The 16,421-nt window shown below is 70.6% G+C and carries 14 protein-coding genes; 10 read left to right on the forward strand and 4 right to left on the reverse strand.

Features of this window, described 5'->3' with window-relative positions:
- Positions 1–235: 235 nt before the first annotated feature.
- From ACIBI9_RS02545 to ACIBI9_RS02560, 4 genes are read right to left on the reverse strand one after another with little or no spacing between them, the layout of a single operon-like run.
- A complete protein-coding gene (locus ACIBI9_RS02545; RefSeq protein WP_397220159.1) occupies positions 236–1,093 on the reverse strand; it encodes a universal stress protein in 858 nt (285 codons plus the stop codon).
- Positions 1,094–2,515, reverse strand: a complete 1,422-nt coding sequence (locus ACIBI9_RS02550) for an amino acid permease (protein ID WP_397220160.1) — start codon at positions 2,513–2,515, stop codon at positions 1,094–1,096.
- 10 nt (positions 2,516–2,525) lie between these two features.
- Entirely contained in the window at positions 2,526–3,461 is a 936-nt protein-coding gene (gene arcC, locus ACIBI9_RS02555; RefSeq protein WP_397220161.1) for a carbamate kinase, read from the reverse strand.
- A gap of 11 nt (positions 3,462–3,472) precedes the next feature.
- Positions 3,473–4,717 carry an arginine deiminase gene (locus ACIBI9_RS02560; protein WP_397220162.1) on the reverse strand — a complete coding sequence of 415 codons (1,245 nt, stop codon included), beginning with the start codon at positions 4,715–4,717 and terminating at the stop codon, positions 3,473–3,475.
- Between the two features lie 206 nt (positions 4,718–4,923).
- Between ACIBI9_RS02560 and pyrR the strand changes: the two genes are divergently transcribed.
- The 10 genes from pyrR (at position 4,924) to gmk (ending at position 16,419) form a co-directional block, all read left to right on the forward strand.
- Complete coding sequence (pyrR, locus tag ACIBI9_RS02565) at positions 4,924–5,469, forward strand: bifunctional pyr operon transcriptional regulator/uracil phosphoribosyltransferase PyrR (protein WP_397220163.1); 546 nt, start codon at positions 4,924–4,926, stop codon at positions 5,467–5,469.
- Positions 5,466–6,383: an aspartate carbamoyltransferase catalytic subunit gene (locus tag ACIBI9_RS02570; protein WP_350729083.1), complete on the forward strand. Its 918-nt coding sequence runs from the start codon at positions 5,466–5,468 to the stop codon at positions 6,381–6,383. The genes pyrR and ACIBI9_RS02570 overlap by 4 nt, the downstream gene beginning before the upstream one ends.
- Entirely contained in the window at positions 6,380–7,666 is a 1,287-nt protein-coding gene (locus ACIBI9_RS02575; protein WP_397220164.1) for a dihydroorotase, read from the forward strand. Before ACIBI9_RS02570 ends, ACIBI9_RS02575 begins: the two co-directional genes overlap by 4 nt.
- Positions 7,663–8,769, forward strand: a complete 1,107-nt coding sequence (gene carA, locus ACIBI9_RS02580; protein WP_397220165.1) for a glutamine-hydrolyzing carbamoyl-phosphate synthase small subunit — start codon at positions 7,663–7,665, stop codon at positions 8,767–8,769. Before ACIBI9_RS02575 ends, carA begins: the two co-directional genes overlap by 4 nt.
- The gene (gene carB / locus ACIBI9_RS02585; protein WP_397220166.1) at positions 8,756–12,043 is read left to right on the forward strand and encodes a carbamoyl-phosphate synthase large subunit; all 3,288 of its coding nucleotides are present in this window, start codon (positions 8,756–8,758) and stop codon (positions 12,041–12,043) included. The genes carA and carB overlap by 14 nt, the downstream gene beginning before the upstream one ends.
- A gap of 38 nt (positions 12,044–12,081) precedes the next feature.
- A complete protein-coding gene (locus tag ACIBI9_RS02590; RefSeq protein ID WP_397220167.1) occupies positions 12,082–12,933 on the forward strand; it encodes a dihydroorotate dehydrogenase electron transfer subunit in 852 nt (283 codons plus the stop codon).
- Entirely contained in the window at positions 12,923–13,900 is a 978-nt protein-coding gene (locus tag ACIBI9_RS02595) for a dihydroorotate dehydrogenase (protein ID WP_397220168.1), read from the forward strand. The genes ACIBI9_RS02590 and ACIBI9_RS02595 overlap by 11 nt, the downstream gene beginning before the upstream one ends.
- 49 nt (positions 13,901–13,949) lie before the next feature.
- Positions 13,950–14,645: an orotidine-5'-phosphate decarboxylase gene (gene pyrF / locus ACIBI9_RS02600; protein ID WP_192794306.1), complete on the forward strand. Its 696-nt coding sequence runs from the start codon at positions 13,950–13,952 to the stop codon at positions 14,643–14,645.
- A 740-nt stretch (positions 14,646–15,385) separates the two neighbouring features.
- Positions 15,386–15,709 (forward strand): integration host factor, actinobacterial type, encoded by a 324-nt coding sequence (mihF, locus tag ACIBI9_RS02605; RefSeq protein WP_020541698.1) that lies wholly within the window; start codon positions 15,386–15,388, stop codon positions 15,707–15,709.
- 116 nt (positions 15,710–15,825) lie between these two features.
- Entirely contained in the window at positions 15,826–16,419 is a 594-nt protein-coding gene (gmk, locus tag ACIBI9_RS02610; protein ID WP_397220169.1) for a guanylate kinase, read from the forward strand.
- Positions 16,420–16,421 lie beyond the last annotated feature (2 nt).

A 16,421-nucleotide genomic window follows, 5' to 3' on the forward strand; every position in this document is an offset into this window, starting at 1 on the left:
TAGCCACCGGGGGGTCTGGTGCCAAGCTCGGCACCATCGGTAGCCATGGCCCCAGGTTTACCCCAGAACGCCGCGAGGTGTGGTTACGCACAGTGACGGTAAAGGGGCGGACGCCTGAGGTCAAGCTGATTGGAAAAAAGATGCCGAATCCGATCCGGTAGGGATCGCCGCAATCGCCCCTCATGTCCCACTGGTAACAGTACTTCGTCAGAGTTTGACGAGAAATTTCCCTGCCCTAGGTCTGCCGCGTGAGAATCATGACAGGGCAGGTCGCGGCCCGTACGATCTTGATCGAGGTGTCTCCGAGGAAGACCCGCCTGAGTGGCCCGGTGGCGCTGGAAGCGCATATGATCATCTCGCCGGGGAGCCACGAGGTCGTGCCGAGTGCCTGGGCGACGTTGCGGCCCTCCAGCACCTCCACCTCCACGCGTGGCCGTCCGCGGGCCGCCGCCCGCAGGTTGGAGGCCGCCTCGTCGCGCAGGCGGACGAGCATCTCCTCCTCGATCCTGGCGCGCCTGCCGGTGCTGATCACCAGCGTGACCAGCCGCAGGGGCACGTCCAGCGACGCGGCTGCCGCGACCGCGTCCTTGACCGCCGCGTCGCAGCCCGGGCCGCGGCGGTAGGCGACGGTGAGGCGTTCGAAGGCGGCGGGGGGCTTGTCGCCGTAGCCGCGCGGGGCGAGCAGCACGGGAACGGAGGACGAGTGCAGGAGCTGGTCGGCGGTGCTGCCGACGGCGATGCGGCCCTTGCCGCCGCCGGGGGCCGAGCCGATCACCACGACGTCCGCGCCGCGCTTGCGCGCCAGCTCCACCAGCCCGCGCCCGCTGCCCTTGTGGGTGTGGACCACATAGTCGGCGTCGTCGCCGGCCAGCTCGCGCGCCTGCCAGAGCGTCGCGTCGGCCTGCTCCATCAGGTACGCGCGCCACGCGCTCTCCTCGGCCCTGGCCGGTCCTGGCGCGGACCACGCGGGCGGCTGCACGTAGGCCACGGTCAGATGCCCGCGGACCTGTTCCTTGACCAGCGCCGCCAGCGCCAGCCCGTCCCTGCCCCTGGGCTCCGGGATGCAGCCGGCCAGCACGTTCTGGAGCTTCATCTAGGGCACCTCGGCATTCAGCCGCGAATGACCGTAGCCGTACAGGAAGTAGCAGATCAGCCCCACCGCCATCCACAGCGCGAACGCCAGCCAGGTGACCCCGGCCAGGCCCGCCATCACGATGACGCAGAAGACGGCGCCGAGCACCGGCGTGGCGGGGAACAGCGGGGTGCGGAAGCTGCGCGGCAGCTCGGGGCTGCGGTAGCGCAGGACGAGCACGCCGATGTTCACGATGGCGAAGGCGAACAGGGTGCCGATGCTGGTCGCCTCGGCGAGCTGGCCGAGCGGCACCAGGCCGGCCAGCACGGAGATGAACGCGGCGACGATGAGGGTGTTCGCCACGGGGACCTGGTGGCGCATGTCGACCCGCTGGAAGACGCGCGGGATCAGCCCGTCGCGGGACATGGCGAACAGGATGCGGGTCTGGCCGAAGATGACGGTGAGCACGACGCTGGCGATGGCGATGACCGCCCCGAACGAGACGATGAGGCCCGGCCAGGTGGCGCCGACGGCCAGGTCGGCGATGTAGGACAGGCTCGCCTCGGTGTGCTTCGGGTCGAACTGCGTCCACGGCATCGCGCCGACGGCGGCCATCGCGACGAGCACGTAGACGGCCGTCACGATGGCCAGTGACAGGATGATCGCCAGGGGCAGGTCGCGTTTGGGGTTCTTGGCCTCCTCGCCCGCGGTGGAGGCGGCGTCGAAGCCGATGTAGGAGAAGAACACCTGCGAGGCCGCCGCCGTGATGCCGGCGATCCCCAGCGGGGCGAAGGGCGTGAAGTTCTTGGCCTGGAAGGCGGTGAACGCCACCACGCAGAAGAAGAGCAGCACCGCGACCTTGATCATCACGAAGATCGCGTTCGCCGTGGCGCTCTCGGAGGCCCCGTACAGCAGCAGCCACGTGGCGAGCAGGACGATGACGATCGCGGTGACGTTGATCACGCCGCCGTCCTGGCCGGGGGAGCGGGTGATCGCCGCGGGCAGTGTGAAGCCGAACAGGGAGCGCAGGAACGAGTTGAGGTATTCGCCCCAGCCCACGGCCACCGCCGCCACGGACACGGCGTACTCCAGCATGAGGCACCAGCCGCAGATCCACGCCACGAGCTCGCCCAGCGTCGCGTACGCGTAGGAATAGGACGAGCCGGACACCGGGATCGTCCCGGCCAGCTCGGCGTACGACAGGGCCGAGAACAGCGCCGTGATCGCCGCCAGCACGAACGACACCACCACCGCCGGCCCCGCCTTGGGCACCGCCTGCCCCAGGATGACGAAGATGCCGGTGCCGAGCGTGGCGCCCACGCTGAACAGCGTCAGCTGCCAGAGCGACATGGTGCGCCGCAGCTCGCCCCCCTCGCCGTGACCGCCCTCCGCGATGATGCGCTCCGTGGGCTTGGTGCGGAAGAGCCGTTGGGCCAGTGTCACAGGACACCCCCTACAGCGTGCTCGTCAGCGGCCACCTGCCGTTGGGTGTCACGATCGTTCCCGCTGAGCCGTCGAGTATGCGCTCGGCCTCGTCGAGCTTTCCGATCGCGGCCATGTCTCCGGTCGTCTCCACGAACCGGCACACCGCCTCCACCTTCGGCCCCATCGACCCGGCGGGGAACTCCAGGGCGCGCAGCTCGTGCGGCGTGGTGTGGGCGATCTCCGTCTGGTGCGGCGTGCCGAAGCCCCGCATGACGCGCGGCACGTCGGTGAGGATGAGGAACGCGTCGCACTCCAGGGCCTCGGCCAGCATCGAGGCGGTGAGGTCCTTGTCGACCACCGCCTCCACGCCGGTCAGCCGGCCGCGCTCGTCCCGGACGACCGGGATGCCGCCCCCGCCCGCGCACACCACGATGACGCCCTCGCGGATCATCTGGCGGATCAGCCGGGTCTCGACGATGCGGCGCGGGGTCGGCGACGGGACGACGCGCCGCCAGTGCTCGCCGTCGCGCCGGACCGTCCAGCCGTACTCGGCGGCCAGCTTCTCGGCCTCCTCCCGCTCGTAGACCTGGCCGACGAACTTGGTCGGTTGCTCGAACGCGGGGTCGACGGCCGTCACCAGCGTCTGCGTGACCATGGCCTGGACCTGCCTGCCGGGCAGGGCGTTCTGCAGGGCCTGCTGCATCCAGTAGCCGATCATGCCCTGCGTCTGCGCGCCGAGCGTGTCGAACGGGTACGGCCTCGTCAGGTTGGGGTCCGCGGCGCTCTCCAGGGCCAGCAGGCCGACCTGCGGGCCGTTCCCGTGGGTGATGACCAGCTCGTGCCGGTCGGCGAGCCGGGCGAGCGTCCTGACGGCCGCGCGGACGTTGGCCCGCTGGACGTCCGCGTCCGGCGCCTGGCCGCGCTTGAGCACCGCGTTGCCGCCCAGGGCGACGATGACCCGCATCCGGCCCCTCCTCAGACTCCGTCGCGTTCGAGCGGGCAGCTCATGCAGCGGGGGCCGCCGCGCCCCCGGCCGAGCTCGCTGCCCCTGATCGTGATGACCTCGATGCCGTGGTCGCGCAGGTAGGCGTTCGTGGTGGTGTTGCGCTCGTAGGCGACGACCACGCCGGGCTCCAGCGCCAGCCCGTTGCAGCCGTCGTCCCACTGCTCCCGCTCGGCGGCGTGGAGGTCCTGCTTGGGCGTCAGGACCGTGATGGAGGGCAGGTCGATGGCGTGGGCGATGGCCTGGTGCATGTCCTGCGGCGGGTGGTCGGTGACCTTGAGCTCCTTGCGGGTCTCGCCGGGCTCGATCGTGTACGCGGGCAGCATCCCGAGACCCGCGTACTGGGTGAACACGCCCACGTCCAGCATCGTCATCACGGTGTCGAGGTGCATGAACGCCCGCGCCTTCGGCATGTCGAGCGCCACGATCCTGCGCGCGGAGCCCGCCGCGAACAGCCGCTGCGCCAGCATCTCCACTGCCTGCGGCTGGGTGCGCTCGCTCATGCCGACCAGCACCGCGCCCCTGCCGATGACCAGCACGTCGCCGCCCTCGATGGTCGCCGGCGCGGCCGGCTGGCCCGGCATCCAGCAGTGGAAGCCGCCCTGCCCGGGCCGGTTGAAGCCGTCGGCGAACGTCGGGTGGTACATGTAGACGGCCTCCATGTTGACCGTCTCGCGCATGCGGGCCTTCTTCTTCATCGCGTTGATCGACACGCCGTCGTAGATCCAGCAGGACGTGTCGCGGGTGAAGAGGTGGTTGGGCAGCGGCGGCAGGATGAAGTCGTCGTCGCCCATGGTGTGGAAGGTCACGGAGCCGGGGTCGCAGCCCATCTCGAGCAGCTCGCCCTTGGTGATGCCGCCGGTCAGGTAGACCTGCAGCGTCGCGGAGTCCATCCCGTCGAGGATGTTGCGGACGTCGTCGATGGCGCCGGGGCCGAGCCAGCGCTCGTCGATGACGGCGTCGAGGATGTGCTTGCGCGCCTCGGGGATGTCGACGGTCTCCCTGAGCAGGTCGGCCAGCAGGTGGACCTTGATGCCGCGGCCGGTCAGCACCCGCCGGAACTCCTCGTGCTCCTCCATCGCGCGCTGGACCCACAGCACGTCGTCGAAGAGGAACGCGTCCTTGTTGGACGGGGTCAGCCGTCTGAGCGCCAGGTCCGGTCCGTGCAGGAGCACCTGGCGCAGGCGCCCGACCTCGGAATCGACGTGAAAGGCCATCTTCGCTGAATCCCCTCCTGGCGGCTTCCCCGGGCAGTATCAGCGTCTCCCCGGGGAAGCCGGTACGCCATCCGTACCCCGATGAAGCTTCGTGACGCCATGGGAGGCCACTCGCGTTGTTCCTGGTAGCCCCTGGTACTGTGTGTGCCGACCCAGCACCCTTTTAAGACCCGTCCCGTGAGGCGGGAAAGGTGGTGAGATTCGCCATGTCCGATTCCAGGGCTGTCCTAGAGGCCCCGGACATCCACCGGGCCCTTACCCGGATAGCGCACGAGATCCTCGAGCGCACCAAGGGCGCCGACGACGTCGTTCTCCTCGGCATCCCCACCCGCGGCGCCACGCTGGCCCGCAGGCTCGGCGAGCGCATCGAGCAGTTCGAAGGCGTCAAGATCCCCGTCGGCTCCATCGACATCACGATGTACCGCGACGACCTGCGGCTCAAGCCCGCCAGGCCGCTCGGCCGCACCGAGCTGCCGCCGGACGGCATCGACGGCAGGGTCGTCGTGCTCGTGGACGACGTCCTCTATTCCGGCCGCACCGTGCGCGCCGCGCTCGACGCGCTCAACGACCTGGGCCGGCCCACCGCGGTGCAGCTGGCCACGCTGGTCGACCGCGGCCACCGCGAGCTGCCCATCCGCGCCGACTACGTCGGCAAGAACCTCCCGACGGCCAAGAGCGAGAAGGTCAAGGTCTACCTGCAGGAGATCGACGGCCGCGACGCCGTGCTCCTCATGAAGGGGGACGCCAAGTGAACCGCCACCTGATCTCCGCGGGCGACCTCACCAAGGACGACGCCCTCCTCATCCTCGACACCGCCGAGGAGCTGGCGAGAGTCTCGGAACGTTCCATCAAGAAGCTGCCCACGCTGCGCGGGCGCACCGTGGTCAACCTGTTCTTCGAGGACTCCACCCGCACGCGCATCTCGTTCGAGGCGGCCGCCAAGCGGCTGTCCGCCGACGTGATCAACTTCTCGGCCAAGGGGTCGAGCGTGTCCAAGGGCGAGTCGCTCAAGGACACCGCGCTCACCCTCGAGGCCATGGGCGCCGACGCGGTCGTCATCCGCCACGGCGCCTCCGGCGCGCCGCACCGCCTGGCCAACTGGGTGCGCGGCAGCGTCGTCAACGCCGGCGACGGCACCCACGAGCACCCCACGCAGGCGCTGCTCGACGCCTTCTCGATGCGCCGCCGCCTGGGCAGCCTCGAAGGGCGCAAGGTCACGATCGTCGGCGACGTGCTGCACAGCCGGGTCGCCCGCTCCAACGTGCTGCTGCTCGACACGCTCGGCGCCGACGTCACGCTGGTGGCGCCGCCGACCCTGCTGCCCGTCTCCGTCGGCTCCTGGCCGTGCGAGGTCTCCTACGACCTGGACGCGGTGCTGCCGAAGTCGGACGTGGTGATGATGCTGCGGGTGCAGAAGGAGCGGATGAACGCCGCCTACTTCCCCAGCGAGCGGGAGTACTCACGCCGGTACGGCCTGGACCGTGACCGGTTCGCCAAGATGCCCGAGGACGCCATCGTGATGCATCCCGGGCCGATGAACCGGGGCATGGAGATCGCCGCGGAGGTGGCCGACTCGGCGCGCTCCACGATCGTGGAGCAGGTCGCCAACGGCGTGACCATTCGCATGGCGGTGCTGTACCTGCTGCTGGGGGGAGAGAGCGCGTGATTATCCGTAATGTCAGGATTCTGGGCGGGGAGCCCGTCGACATCCGCGTCGCCGACGGGGTGATCGCCGAGATCGGGCCGGGCCTGGAGGGGCCCGAGACCGTCGACGGCGGCGGCGCGATCGCGCTGCCCGGCCTCGTCGACCTGCACACCCACCTGCGCGAGCCCGGCCGCGAGGACGCCGAGACCGTGCAGACCGGCACCCAGTCGGCCGCCCGGGGCGGCTACACCGCCGTGCACGCCATGGCCAACACCTCGCCGGTCGCCGACACCGCGGGGGTCGTCGAGCAGGTGTGGCGGCTCGGGCGCGAGTTCGCGCACTGCGACGTCCACCCCGTCGGCGCCGTCACCGTCGGCCTGGAGGGCAAGCAGCTCGCCGAGCTGGGCGCGATGGCCGACTCGGCCGCCCGCGTGCGGGTCTTCTCCGACGACGGCAAGTGCGTGGACGACGCCGTGCTGATGCGCCGCGCCCTGGAATACGTCAAGGCGTTCGACGGCGTCATCGCCCAGCACGCCCAGGAGCCCAGGCTCACCGCCGGGGCCCAGATGAACGAGGGCGTCATCTCCGGCAGGCTCGGCCTGACCGGCTGGCCCGCGGTCGCCGAGGAGGCGATCATCGCCCGCGACTGCCTCCTGGCCGCCCACGTCGGCTCCAGGCTGCACATCTGCCACGTCTCCACGGCCGGCTCGGTCGAGATCATCCGCTGGGCCAAGTCCAAGGGCTGGAACGTCACCTGCGAGGTCACCCCGCACCACCTCCTGCTCACCGACGACCTGGTCGAGGAGTCCCCGGTGGGCGCGTACAACCCGATCTACAAGGTCAACCCGCCGCTGCGCACCCGCGCCGACGTCGAGGCGCTGCGGGCCGCGCTGGCCGACGGCACGATCGACATCGTCGCCACCGACCACGCCCCCCACCCGGTCGAGGACAAGGAGACCGAGTGGTCGGCCGCGGCCATGGGCATGGTGGGCCTGGAGACGGCGCTCAGCGTGGTCCAGGAGGCCATGGTCGAGACCGGGCTGCTCGACTGGGCGGGCGTCGCCGAGCGCATGTCCGTCGTCCCTGCCCGCATCGGCCGTCTCGGCGGCCAGGGTCAGCCGCTGGAGGCGGGCGCCCCGGCCAACATCACGCTGTACGACCCGTCCGCGCGCACCGAGGTGGATCCGTCCGCATTCGCGTCGAAGAGCAGGAACACCCCCTACGAGGGGATGACGCTGCCCGGCCGGGTGGTGGCCACGTTCCTGCGCGGCAGGGCGACCGTTCTCGAAGGGAAGCTGGTTTGAACACATCGGTGCTCGTCCTGGAAGACGGCCGCGTCTTCCAGGGACGTCCGTACGGCGCCGAGGGCGAGACGTTCGGCGAGATGGTCTTCAACACCGGCATGACCGGCTACCAGGAGACCCTCACGGACCCGTCCTACCATCGGCAGATCGTCGCCATGACGGCGCCCCACATCGGCAACACCGGCGTCAACGACGAGGACCCGGAGTCCAAGCGCGTCTGGGTCGCCGGCTACGTCGTGCGCGAGCCGTCCAGGATCGTCTCCAACTGGCGGGCCAACCGCTCGCTCGACGACTACCTCAAGGAGCAGGGCGTCGTCGGGATCGCCATCTCCGGCACCCGCGCGCTCACCCGCCACCTGCGCGAGCGCGGCGCCATGCGCGCCGGCATCTTCACCGCGCCCACCGTTCCGGTCGAGGAGCTGGTCGAGCGCGTACGCCGGTCGCCCCGCATGGAGGGCGCCGACCTGGCCGCCGAGGTGGCCACCACCGAGCCCTACGTCGTGCCCGCGATCGGTGCGAAGAGGTTCACGGTCGCGGCCGTCGACCTCGGCATCAAGGGCATGACGCCGCACCGGATGGCCGAGCGCGGCTGCGAGGTGCACGTGCTGCCCGCGACGGCCACGTACGAGCAGATCATGGCGGTCGAGCCGGACGGGGTCTTCTTCTCCAACGGGCCCGGCGACCCCGCCACGGCCGACGTGAGCGCGCTGCGGGGGGTCCTGGAGGCCAGGGTCCCGTTCTTCGGGATCTGCTTCGGCAACCAGCTCTTCGGGCGGGCCCTGGGCCTTTCCACCTACAAGCTGCGCTACGGGCACCGGGGCGTCAACCAGCCCGTCCAGGACGTGCGCACCGGCAAGGTCGAGATCTCGGCGCACAACCACGGGTTCGCCGTGCGGGCGCCGCTCGACGGGCCGTTCGAGACCCCGTACGGTCAGGCCGAGGTCAGCCACGTCAACCTCAACGACCGCTGCGTGGAGGGGCTGCGCCTGCTCGACGGGCGGGCCTTCAGCGTCCAGTACCACCCGGAGGCCGCCGCGGGGCCCCACGACGCCGCCTACCTTTTCGACGAGTTCAGTGAGGTCATGAGCCGTGCCCAAGCGTGAGGACATCAGGTCCGTCCTGGTGATCGGCTCGGGGCCGATCGTGATCGGCCAGGCGTGCGAGTTCGACTACTCCGGCACCCAGGCGTGCCGCGTGCTGCGGGCCGAGGGCTTCCGCGTCGTCCTGGTCAACAGCAACCCGGCGACGATCATGACGGACCCCGAGTTCGCCGACGCCACGTACGTCGAGCCGATCACCCCCGAGTTCGTCGAGAAGATCATCGCCAAGGAGCGCCCCGACGCGCTGCTGCCGACCCTGGGCGGGCAGACCGCGCTCAACACCGCGGTCGCGCTGCACGAGTCGGGCGTGCTGGACAAGTACGGCGTCGAGCTGATCGGCGCCGACTTCGACGCGATCCAGGCGGGGGAGAACCGCGAGCGGTTCAAGGAGATCGTCGCCAAGGTCGCCCGCGAGCGCGGGCTCAACGCCGAGTCGGCCAGGTCGGCCATCTGCCACACGATGGAGGAGTGCCTGGCCGCCGCGGGCGAGCTGGGCTACCCGGTCGTGGTCAGGCCGTCGTTCACCATGGGCGGGGCCGGCTCCGGGTTCGCCTACGACGAGGACGACCTGCGCCGCATCGGCGGCGCCGGGCTCGACGCCTCTCCGACCACCGAGGTGCTCCTGGAGGAGTCGATCCTCGGCTGGAAGGAGTACGAGCTGGAGGTCATGCGCGACAAGCACGACAACGTCGTCATCGTCTGCTCCATCGAGAACATCGACCCGATGGGCGTCCACACCGGCGACAGCGTCACCGTCGCGCCCGCGCTGACCCTGACCGACCGCGAATACCAGAACATGCGCGACGTCGCCATCGCCGTCATCCGCGAGGTCGGCGTCGACACCGGCGGCTGCAACATCCAGTTCGCGGTCGACCCGCGCACCGGTCGCATGATCGTCATCGAGATGAACCCGCGCGTGTCGCGCTCCTCGGCGCTGGCCTCCAAGGCCACCGGGTTCCCGATCGCGAAGATCGCGGCCAAGCTGGCCATCGGCTACACCCTCGACGAGATCCCCAACGACATCACCAAGGAGACCCCGGCCTCCTTCGAGCCGACGCTCGACTACATCGTGGTGAAGGTGCCGAGGTTCGCGTTCGAGAAGTTCAGGGGCGCCGACCAGACGCTCACCACGCACATGAAGTCCGTGGGCGAGGCCATGGCCATCGGCCGCTCCTTCCCCGAGGCGCTGCAGAAGGCGCTGCGGTCGCTGGAGAAGAAGGAGTCCTCCTTCACCTGGGCGGGCACGCCCGGCGACAAGGCCGAGCTGCTCGAGCGGTGCCGCACCCCGCACGACGGGCGGCTGCGCACGATGCAGCAGGCCATCAGGGCGGGCGCCACGCCCGAGGAGCTGTTCGAGGCGACCAGCGTCGACCCGTGGTTCGTCGACCAGCTCTTCCTGCTCCACGAGGAGGCCGAGGAGGTCGCCGCCGCCAACGAGCTGACCGCCGAGGTGCTCGAGCGGGCCAAGCGGCACGGGTTCAGCGACGCGCAGATCGGCGAGATCCGCGGCATCGACGAGGCCCGGGTGCGCGACCTGCGCCACGCGCTGGGGCTGCGCCCGGTCTACAACACCGTCGACACCTGCGCCGCCGAGTTCGCCGCGAAGACGCCGTACCTCTACTCGACCTACGACGAGGAGAACGAGGTCCCCTACGGCGAGCGCGAGAAGGTCATCATCCTGGGCTCCGGGCCCAACCGCATCGGGCAGGGCATCGAGTTCGACTACGCGTGCGTGCACGCCTCGTTCGAGCTGTCCAGGGCCGGGTTCGAGACCGTCATGGTCAACTGCAACCCGGAGACCGTCTCGACCGACTACGACACCTCCGACCGGCTCTACTTCGAGCCGCTCACGCTGGAGGACGTGCTGGAGGTCGTCTACGCCGAGCAGCAGACAGGCCCGGTCGCGGGCGTGATCGTGCAGCTCGGCGGCCAGACGCCGCTGGGGCTGGCGCAGGCGCTCAAGGACGCGGGCGTGCCCGTGGTGGGCACCTCGCCGGAGTCGATCCACCTGGCCGAGGAGCGCGGCGCGTTCGGGCGGGTGCTGGCCGAGGCGGGGCTGCCCGCGCCCAAGCACGGCACGGCGCTCACCGTGGCCGAGGCCCGGGAGATCGCCGATGAGATCGGCTACCCCGTGCTCGTCCGGCCGTCCTACGTGCTCGGCGGCGCCGGCATGGCCATCGTCTACGACGACGACACGCTGACGACGTACATGGCGGCCCAGGAGGGCGGCCACCCGGTGCTGGTGGACAAGTTCCTGGACGAGGCCATCGAGATCGACGTCGACGCCCTCTACGACGGGTCGGAGCTCTATCTCGGCGGCGTCATGGAGCACATCGAGGAGGCCGGGATCCACTCCGGCGACTCGGCGTGCGCGCTGCCGCCCATCACGCTCGGCAGCCACGACATCAAGCGCATCCGCGCCGCCACCGAGGCCATCGCCGCCGGGGTGGGCGTGCGCGGCCTGCTGAACGTCCAGTACGCGATGTCGGCCGGCGTCCTCTACGTCCTGGAGGCCAACCCGCGGGCCAGCCGTACCGTGCCGTTCGTGTCCAAGGCCACGGCGGTGCCGCTGGCCAAGGCGGCGGCCCGGGTGATGCTCGGCACGTCGATCGCCTCGCTGCGCGAGGAGGGCATGCTGCCCGCGACCGGCGACGGCGGGACGCTGCCGATGGACGCCTCGATCGCGGTCAAGGAGGCGGTGCTGCCGTTCAACCGGTTCCGGGGCGTGGACACCGTGCTGGGGCCCGAGATGCGCTCCACGGGCGAGGTCATGGGCATCGACGAGTTCTTCGGGATCGCCTACGCCAAGTCCCAGGCGGCCGCCTACGGCGAGCTGCCGACCAAGGGACGCGCGTTCGTGTCCGTGGCCAACCGGGACAAGCGTGCCATGATCTTCCCTGTGAAGGCGCTCGCGGATCTCGGATTCGAGATCCTGGCCACCGAGGGGACCGCCGAGGTGCTGCGCCGCAACGGCGTCCATGCCAAGATCGTGCGAAAGCACAGCGAGGGTCCTGGTCCCGGAGGTGAGCCCACGAGCGTGCAGGCCATTCTCGACGGCGAGGTCGACCTGATCGTCAACACGCCCTTCGGCAGCCCCGGGCAGTCGGGGCCGCGGCTCGACGGCTACGACATCCGCACCGCCGCGGTGCTGCGCGGCATCCCGTGCATCACCACGGTCTCAGGGCTCGCCGCGGCGGCGGCGGGCATCCAGGCGAACGTACGCGGCGACGTCGGCGTACGGTCGCTCCAGGAGCACGCACAGGCACTCCGGGGCTGACCCCGCACGGGAGGTGAAGACGACTGGCCGGCACTCCGGTGCAGGTGACGGGCACGGTGCTGACCACGCGCCGGGTCGACGCCTACCATGCGCTGACGGTGGTGGCGCCCGGCATAGCCGAGCGCTACCGCCCCGGTCACTTCGTCTCCGTCGCGGTCGGCGGCGCCCAGACGTCGATGGTGACGCGCCGCGCGCTGTCCATCCATGACGTCAAGTCCGACTACGGCGGCACGGTCGAGCTGGTCTTCACCGCCCGGGGCCCCGGCACGGCCTGGCTGGCCGAGCGGCGCGCCCGCGACACGCTCGACCTGGTCGGGCCGCTCGGCCGGCCCTTTCCGCTGCCGCGCGACCCGGTGCACTGCGTGCTGGTCGGCTCCGAGTACGGCTCCGCGTTGCTGTTCCCGCTCGCCGACGCGCTGCTGGCGCGGGGCTGCCGGGTCGACTTCGTGCTGGGCGGCACCGGGGCCGAGCGGGTGTTCGGGGCCATGCGGGCCCGCCGGATCGCCCAGACCACCACGCTGACCACCGAGGACGGCTCGCTCGGGCTTCGTGGCAAGGTCACCGACGCGCTACCCTCGGTGATCACCGACACGCGGGCCGACGCGGTCTACGCCTGCGCGCCGATGGAGACGCTGCGGGCCGTGACGGCGGTGGGGATGGAGTTCGACATCCCGGTGCAGGTGGCCGTCGAGGAGTCGATGGCCTGCGGCATCGGGGTGTGCATGACGTGCGTGCTGCCCGTCATCGGGGACGACGGGGTGACCAGGATGGTGCGGGCGTGCGCGGAAGGGCCGGTGTTCCGGGGGGAGCGGGTGCGCTTCGAGGACGTGGGAACGATCCCGTTCGACGCGCTCGGTGCCCCCGGAGGCGGTGCGCGACATGTCAGTTGATATGCGGACATTTCTGGCGCATGTGGAGCTCGCGAACCCGATCACCACGGCCGCCGGATGCGCCTCGTCCGGGCGGGAGCTGGCCCAGTTCTTCGACCTGCACCGGCTCGGGGCGCTGACCACCCGCTCGATCACCATGGCCCCGCGCGCCGGGCGGCCCACGCCGCGCATGGCCGAGACGCCCTCGGGCATGCTCAACGCCGTCGGCCTGCAGGGGCCCGGCATCGACGCGTTCCTGGAGCGCGAGCTGCCCTGGCTCGCGCAGCGGGGCATCAAGACCATCGTCTCGATCGGCGGCGGCACCGTCGCCGAATACTCCGAGCTGGCCCGCAGGCTCGCCGACGCGCCCGGGGTCACCGCGCTGGAGGTCAACCTCTCCTGCCCGAACATCGAGGACCGCGGCCGCGTCTTCGCCCGCGAGGGCAGCGCCGCGGCCGAGGTGATCGCCTCGGTCCGCTCCATCATGCGCTACGACGTGCCGGTCGTGGCCAAGCTGGCCCCCGACGTGGCCGACATCGTGTCGGTCGCGCGGGCCTGCGTGGACGCGGGGGCCGACGCGCTGTCCATGATCAACAACCCGCTGGGCATGGCCATCGACACCGAGGCGCTGCGGCCCTCGCTCGCCGCCGTGACCGGAGGGCTGTCGGGGCCCGCGATACTGCCGCTCGCCGTACGGTGCGTGTGGCAGGTCCACGCCGCCCTGCCCGGGGTGCCCCTCATCGGCATCGGCGGCGTGATGAGCGGCAGGGACGCCTTCCAGCTGGTCCTGGCGGGCGCCTGCGTGGTCGGAGTGGGTACGGCGCTGTTCCACGACCCCTACGCCTGCCTGCGCATCGAACGCGAGCTGGAGGACCTTCTGAGGGCCCGCGGCTTCCAGCGCCTGGCCGACGCCGTCGGCCTCGCCCACCGTCCGCCGGGGAGCGCCCCCCGCCACCTGCTCGTCGACTCCGAAGAGAGCACACCATGATCATCAGTCGCCGTATCGAGGAGAGTTCGTCTTGACTCCCGCCCCGCTCCTGACCCCCGCGCCCATCGCCGTCGCCCTGGACGCCCCGGACCTGGAGACCGCCGCCCAGTGGGCGGCCCTGGTGACGCCGCACGTCAGCACGGTCAAGGTGGGCCTGGAGCTCTACCTGCGCTACGGCCCCGACGTGATCGCCTCGGTGCGGGGGGCCAGCGGCGTGCAGGTGTTCCTCGACCTCAAGCTCCACGACATCCCCAACACCGTCGCCGGCGCCTCCCGCGCCGTCTCCCGGCTGCGCCCGGCCATCCTCACCGTGCACGCCGCCGGGGGCCCCGCCATGATCCGCGCCGCCGTGGAGGCCGCGGACCCGCAGACCAAGATCGCCGCGGTGACGATCCTGACCTCGCTGTCGGAGGCCGACCTGGCGCGCATCGGGCTCGTGGGGCCCGCCGACGACGCCGTGCGCCGCCTGGCCGCCCTGTCGGTGGAGTCGGGCGCCAAGGGGCTGGTGTGCTCGCCCAACGAGGTCTCCGCGGTGCGGGCGGAGGTGGGGGAGGGGATCACGCTCATCACGCCGGGGGTGCGGCCCGCGGGGGCCGACACGCAGGACCAGGCGCGGGTCGCCACGCCCGAACAGGCCCTCGCCGACGGCGCCGACCTCCTCGTCATCGGCCGCCCCATCACCGCCTCCCCCGACCCGGGCGCAGCCGCCGCCGCCATCGCCTCCTCCCTCCGGCGCGCGTCATGATCTCCCTCTGACCCGCCGTCTCTCTTCCCATCGCTCTTTCGCGGCCGCCCGTGGACTGCGCGCCGCTCAAGCCGCCTATCCTTTACGGCTGCGCACGGTGGGCCGCACGCGCCGACGTCCGTTGCCGTCTGTCATGGCCGGTCGTGAAGGCTCACGGGCCGGTCGCCGTGACGACGCGCACTCTTGACCGGCTCCATGGCGAATCGCCGGCCCATCGCGCCCGCATCCTACGGCGCCTGCCGTTCCGCCCCCGAGCGATCGTCCCGGCCGGGTAGTCGATCATCCTTCGGCGGCGGGGCCGATTGCGCGACGCGGGCCGTGCGTCGGGCGGTGGGTGATCCGCGGGCTCGGATCGGGGTGGTGGGTCCCTTGGCGCGGAGTGAGCGGCGGGGGTTGTGGATCATGCCGTGCCAGGGTGCCTCGCAAGATCGTAATGCATGCGCGGGGGCCTGCGCACGCGATCTTCGGAATGGGTTTCGGCCCTGGTCTGGGCAGTATTTCGGACATCGGCGGATGACTGGAATGCGATCATCGTTGCGTTTCGCGACACCGTCGCGGGCCGACGCGCGAACCGGGAAGTGAGGGCGATTTGATCAGCACAATGTGATTTTACGCTCACGCAGAGTGATGAAGTGGATTTTGTGAGGAGAGAAACGGCGCTTGACGTTGCTTAGGGGGCGATGACCAGCTAGTTTCCCTTCCCGTCCGAGTACATCGACAGAAATTCGAGGTGACCCGGCGTGGCTCTTCCTCCACTGACCCCCGAGCAGCGCGCCGCAGCCCTGGAGAAGGCTGCCAAGGCCCGTAAAGAGCGTGCCGAGGTCAAGAACCGGCTCAAGCATGGCGCGGTTTCTCTGGCTGAGGTGCTCAAGGATGGGCAGACCGACGACGTCATCGGCAAGATGAAGGTGTCGGCTCTGTTGGAATCGCTCCCCGGCGTCGGCAAGGTCCGCGCCAAGCAGCTCATGGAGCGGCTTGCCATCGCCGAGTCCCGCCGCGTGCGGGGTCTCGGCGCGAACCAGAGGGCCTCCCTCGAGCGCGAGTTCGGTGGCAACGAGAGCTAATCTCTGTTCCACAAGAAAGCGCAGGTTCAACGGGGGGTAGGAAAGTGACCGACAGGTCCTGGTCCGGCGAAGTCAGTGCCTACGAGGCATTCGGGCCGGGAACGGAGGTCGGATTCTTGCCCTTGAGTGAACGGCGGCTGACGGTCCTTTCAGGGCCGTCGGGCGTCGGCAAGTCCACGGTCGTCGCCGAGCTCCGGCGGGCACACCCCGCGGTGTGGCTGTCGGTCTCGGTGACCACCAGGAGGCCCCGTCCCGGTGAGGTCAACGGGGTCCACTACTACTTCGTCGACGGCGAGGAGTTCGACCGGCTGGTGACGGCCGGGGAGCTGCTCGAGTGGGCGGAGTTCGCGGGAAACCGCTACGGCACGCCGCGCGAGCCGGTGCTGAAGAAGCTCGCCGACGGGGTCCCCACCCTGCTCGAGATCGACCTCGAAGGCGCCAGGCAGGTGCGCAGGAGCATGCCCGAGGCCCTGTTGGTGTTCCTGGCCCCGCCCACCTGGGAGGAACTGGAGAAGCGGCTGCGTGGCCGCGGCACCGAGCCCGAGGACGTCATCGCGCGCCGCCTGGAGGCGGGGCGGGTGGAGATGGCCGCGGAGCAGGAGTTCGACTTGACACTCGTGAACACAAGCGTCCAAGACGTGTGCCTCCGGCTGATAGCCTTGATGACTGACCCTCAGGGGGTCACGACAACCACCAACCGAGAGGTCTGACA

It is taken from the genome of Nonomuraea sp. NPDC050451 (assembly GCF_044458585.1).

Excerpts from the sequence above, each read along its gene's own strand:
- pyrR (WP_397220163.1), top strand. The coding sequence starts at position 4,924 with ATGTCCGATTCCAGGGCTGTCCTAGAGGCCCCGGACATCCACCGGGCC.
- ACIBI9_RS02595 (WP_397220168.1), top strand. The coding sequence starts at position 12,923 with ATGTCAGTTGATATGCGGACATTTCTGGCGCATGTGGAGCTCGCGAAC.
- ACIBI9_RS02545 (WP_397220159.1), bottom strand. The coding sequence starts at position 1,093 with ATGAAGCTCCAGAACGTGCTGGCCGGCTGCATCCCGGAGCCCAGGGGC.
- arcC (WP_397220161.1), bottom strand. The coding sequence starts at position 3,461 with ATGCGGGTCATCGTCGCCCTGGGCGGCAACGCGGTGCTCAAGCGCGGC.
- ACIBI9_RS02560 (WP_397220162.1), bottom strand. The coding sequence starts at position 4,717 with ATGGCCTTTCACGTCGATTCCGAGGTCGGGCGCCTGCGCCAGGTGCTC.